The sequence below is a fragment of the Methanogenium sp. MK-MG genome, assembly GCF_009914725.1.
In the GTDB taxonomy this organism is placed as follows: domain Archaea; phylum Halobacteriota; class Methanomicrobia; order Methanomicrobiales; family Methanomicrobiaceae; genus Methanogenium.
Map to the genome: position 1 here is coordinate 1 of NZ_JAAAWJ010000111.1, position 4,513 is coordinate 4,513.

At 42.3% G+C, this 4,513-nt stretch carries 5 protein-coding genes; 4 read left to right on the forward strand and 1 reads right to left on the reverse strand.

Annotated features, from left to right (window positions below; all coding sequences use genetic code 11):
- A partial coding sequence (locus tag MKMG_RS10710; protein WP_165077883.1) for a hypothetical protein occupies positions 1 to 243 on the reverse strand: 243 nt, incomplete at its 3' end.
- Between the two features lie 644 nt (positions 244 to 887).
- Between MKMG_RS10710 and MKMG_RS10715 the strand changes: the two genes are divergently transcribed.
- The 4 genes from MKMG_RS10715 to MKMG_RS10730 all read left to right on the forward strand — a co-directional run.
- Complete coding sequence (locus MKMG_RS10715; RefSeq protein ID WP_165077884.1) at positions 888 to 1,871, forward strand: UDP-N-acetylglucosamine-1-phosphate transferase; 984 nt, start codon at positions 888 to 890, stop codon at positions 1,869 to 1,871.
- A gap of 87 nt (positions 1,872 to 1,958) precedes the next feature.
- Positions 1,959 to 2,378, forward strand: a complete 420-nt coding sequence (locus MKMG_RS10720) for a DUF1616 domain-containing protein (protein WP_165077886.1) — start codon at positions 1,959 to 1,961, stop codon at positions 2,376 to 2,378.
- Positions 2,379 to 2,607: 229 nt separating this feature from the next.
- On the forward strand, positions 2,608 to 3,900 hold the full coding sequence (locus MKMG_RS10725) for a hypothetical protein (RefSeq protein ID WP_165077887.1): 1,293 nt from the start codon (positions 2,608 to 2,610) through the stop codon (positions 3,898 to 3,900).
- Positions 3,897 to 4,513 (forward strand): PIG-L deacetylase family protein (locus MKMG_RS10730; protein ID WP_165077889.1); only part of this gene is annotated, 617 nt, incomplete at its 3' end. The genes MKMG_RS10725 and MKMG_RS10730, both read left to right, overlap by 4 nt.

A 4,513-nucleotide genomic window follows, 5' to 3' on the forward strand; every position in this document is an offset into this window, starting at 1 on the left:
GTATTTTTGTTCTTTTGTGATCTGGTAGGCAAGACCGAGGTCACTTGCAAATCCACTCCGGTAGGAAATCCGGTTATATGATGACCAGTCCGGGTTGGAAAAATCGCGTGAGAGCGAGGCATCTGCTGAATTGATGATGACTGCTTCCCAGGAGTTCCATGGTGAAGATGAACTGTACTGGTATCCGGGAACCCCGGTAATGTCGGAGAATAAGAGGTTTGGGTGCGATGCTGCTGATGCCATTGCCGGCAATGCTAAGCTAATTATTATTACGCTGATAATTAACCTGAATAATAGAAGTTTAACGTTCGTTGCTGAGTTAATGTGTCTGTCAATCATTGTCCTGTCCTCATCTGGAATGTGTCACTAAATTGATCCAGGTTTGACTTTTGATCTGTTCACTTGCGAATAGCCGTTCAATGCAATTTTCCCCCTCTAAAAAGTGGCAGAAGAATTTCCCGAATATGTGCTTTGCAGAACACCCTGTTGGCACTATGCCCCCCTGTGTTCAGACTCTCATTCCATCCATCACTACTTAATAATGTAGGATATTGATTGACAATGGACAATATCAAATAACGCTATCGTAGCGGGTCATCACTGGCTTAAAGCGGAAATACGTCGTTTTTTCCTGAAGGGCAGGATCTCACCCCTACGATTCCAGATAACAACCATTGAAAAAACAGGGTTGACTTTATTTCTGTACGGGGCAATTCACCCCATGTCTGGAGGATTAATCTCTAAAAATAGTCTGCGTGGCCAAATTGGGAATTAATGCAATATTTTAAAATAAATTCCGGATTTCTGTGAATGCTTTTTTTCAGGGGGTTCAGGGTGCCGCAGATGACCGATAATATATTAATATATTATGTCCACAAGGAGATAAAATGACAATTGTGAATTTGGTCAGCTCTCTAAATCTGATGATTTCAGTCTTTTTTATTGTACCGTTTATCTGCACAATTGTGGTGATGCCCCACATCATCCGAAGGCTCAAAGAGAGCAATATTGTTGTAAAAGATATGTACAAAGCAGACCTTCCTGAAATTGCGGTAAATGGAGGCCTCGTAATTCTTCTTGTATCCTTACTGTCTCTCTCAGTTATTTCACTATTTTATTGCAACTACATTCTTCCGGCGAATTATGTAATAATTATGGTTGTCGCTCTTTTTGCTCTGTTTGGAATTCTTGATGATATGATAAATATTGGCCGGCCGGCCAAACTTATTCTCCTGTATTATTGTTCATATTCCCTGATCTCATGTGCAACTGCTACCCACGTCTATGTCCCGTTTATCGGAACAGTTGATTTAGGCATCTTTTACCTGCAGCTTATACTTCCTCTCTATGTCCCGGTAGTAGCCAACCTGGTAAATATGCATTCAGGCTTTAATGGTCTGGCACCAGGCCTTTCTTTGATGGTGCTTATCACGTTAATTTTAAAGACCATGGCAGATGCTGAAATAATGGATATTTTGTTTATTGTCTGTCTGACCGGGTCTCTTGCAGCCTACTGGTTATTTGAGAAATACCCTGCCCGTATTATCTGGGGAAACATCGGGGCTCTGTCAGTTGGTGCGGCTATTGGTGCAACGATAGTGGTAGAAGGTTTTATATTCAGTGGTTTTGTGATGCTCATCCCTCACGTTGTAAATTTTTTGCTGTATGTCTACTGGCGACTTCATCCCGGACAGTATCCTGTCGCCAAGTTTGGGAAAATTCGGGAAGACGGAACGCTTGAAGTCCCGAATCCTCTTACTCTGAAGTGGGTATTGCCATATTATTTCCCGATGACAGAACGTCAGGGAGTAAACGTCATGTATGCGTTGACCGGGATATTCTGTCTGATTGGTTTTATGATACCGGGATAGGGGGGAAAACTTTAAATCCAAACAGCTTCTCTCCTGTTATACTGTTGGGTGGGTTGAATTATTGAATTTGTTGCGATATTATTGGGTTTGATTCAGGCGCTGTTTGGTTTTTTTCTCGTTCTGTTTATTCCCGGATATGCAGTAACACTGGTGTTTTATCCTGAAAAAAATGAAATATCAGATGTTAAAAGAATTGGACTTTCAATAGTCTTTAGCATGATCTCTGTGATCCTGCTTGTTCTTTTTATTGATGTGGTACTGGCAGTAAACACTACTCCGTTAAACATTGTCGGTGCGATTCTCATCTTCTCCCTTGTTGCTGTGTGCATATGGAAAGCAGAACTTTTCTTTAATGAAAAAATCCCCAAATTCCTTTCGGAAAAAAGTATTACAGGGCGACATATCCTGCCTGTTAATCTGTCTGCACTTAAATTCAGGTCAACGTCTGAAAATACGGGTGTATCGAATAACAAATCGCAAAAGGAAGAAAAGGATGATGACCTCTGACCTGACTCAACTGATCCCGGAGAATCATGGGCTGCGGTTAAACCAGCAGCAGAATATATCATCTCTTTTAGATATGTCCCTCTCCTTTGCCCGTGATGCAAAGTTTAAGTGTTGCCGTATACCTTCGGTTCAGGAGGATACTGTCATACTTGAATCCGGTCATCAGCCAAATTTTTTCCCATATCCGGGTGTCTGGAAAAAAGTATTTTTGTTGCATCGGTTTCGGGAGATGCTCGCTCAAAATGGGATCAGCGGAATCGCATTTTTTGGATTTGCTGATCAGAATGCAACGACAGCACCATTTCTTTATAAAAACCAGGTGCCTGCACTGAATAAGAACGGACTGCAAAAAATCGGGTTTACGGTAAAGGGTCCGGATAAATGGAAGTGCTTTGACAGAATTGAAAAACCCCTTCCTGAAATATGGGAAGACGAGATGGCAACACTTGAACATTTGTATTCAGGCATTACATCAGAACATCAGGAAATCACCGAAATTATGTGGAGAAGCTATGAACGTGCTGATTCTTTTTCTGATCTGAATGCATACATATTTTCCGGTATTTCAGGGGATATTCTTGGATTTGATGTGTTCTTTTTCCGGTACTCTGATATTCAGCAGAACCGGTTGTTTTCTGATGAATGCAGACAGATCCTCAAAAAACTGGACAATTACAATACGGTTTATAATACAGCAATCAGAAAAGCAGATCTCGATTCGAGGCCGGTCGTCCCGGGCGAGGTTCCATTCTGGTATCATTGTGATTGTGGCGGCAAAATTGCTCTTGTGACTGATTCTTCCGGAGTTTGCAGAGGTGTATGTCCCGTCTGCAAAAAAGAACATGAACTGGATTTTAATACCGATTTTAGTCAGTTTGATACGTTTTCAGAAAGAATGAGTATCTCTGCTGTGAGCAGGAACCTGATATTTGCTGAGGGGCTTGGTACGCACTTTTTTATATCAGGGTCAGGAGGGGGGCTCAGATACGGCAAAATATCATATGCCATATCATCGACTATTGGTTTTAACCAGCCTCTGACATTTTCATGGTCTTCAAAGGATTATTACCTTGGAACGGTGCACAAAAATGCAGTTAAAGAGTTGCAGAATACGTTTTCCCTCACCAAAGAAGATCTGCTGGACTCAAGCCTGAATGAGCGGATTGGTGAATTCCGGGGAAAACTGGCAGCAAAGGTTACAGAAATGGAAGCAGAGGGTGCTGATAAAAAGAGTATTCGTTTGTATACGGGGAGATTCCTTGGTTCAGCCAAAACCGCTGATATGGTATCCCGGGTATTTTCCACAGTCCCGTCTATGTTTGATCTCTGCATGAATCTTGACAAAGAGGATATCGTGGAGAGCTGGCGGGAGGCACTGAACTGTTCTGTTCCCGAACGGTATGACTCGTCATATATCCTTGCACATGATGCCGTGTATGAAGGAGACAGTTCTGAATTTTCTCTGGATGAAATTCCGGTGTTGTACCGGAATCTGTGTGCTGTTGGGGTGAAAAATAAATGACAAAACAGATACTTATCATCAGTCCGCATACTGACGATGGTGAACTGGGGTGCGGGGGAACTATTGCCCGGTTTGTCCGTGAAGGCTATGATGTTAAATATGTGGCACTTTCCTGTTGTGAACAATCGGTCCCTGAGGAATACCCGAAGGATATTCTTCGCAGAGAAGTCAAGGCTGCGACAAAAAAACTTGGGATAGATGATCCCATTCTGCTTGAATATGAAGTCCGTAAATTTCCCCAGTACCGCCAGCAGATCCTTGATGCACTGATTGAATTAAGAAACGAAATAAAGCCGGTTACTGTATTTACTCCATCTTCTTTTGATACGCATCAGGATCATAAAATAACCCGTGAAGAGACATTGCGTGCCTTCAAACAGTCTACGATTCTTGGATATGAACAGCCCTGGAATAACATTACCTTCAATGCCCTTGCGTTTGTCTCGCTGAATGAAGAGTATCTTCAGATGAAGATTGATGCCCTGGGCTGTTATGAGACGCAGAAGGACAGGTCGTACTTTAACTGTGAATTTATACGGGGTCTTGCACTAACGAGGGGCACTCAGATTGAAGAACGCTATGCAGAAGCTTTTGAGGTGATAAAATGGGTATT

Excerpts from the sequence above, each read along its gene's own strand:
- MKMG_RS10725 (WP_165077887.1), top strand. The coding sequence starts at position 2,608 with ATGCTCGCTCAAAATGGGATCAGCGGAATCGCATTTTTTGGATTTGCT.
- MKMG_RS10715 (WP_165077884.1), top strand. The coding sequence starts at position 888 with ATGACAATTGTGAATTTGGTCAGCTCTCTAAATCTGATGATTTCAGTC.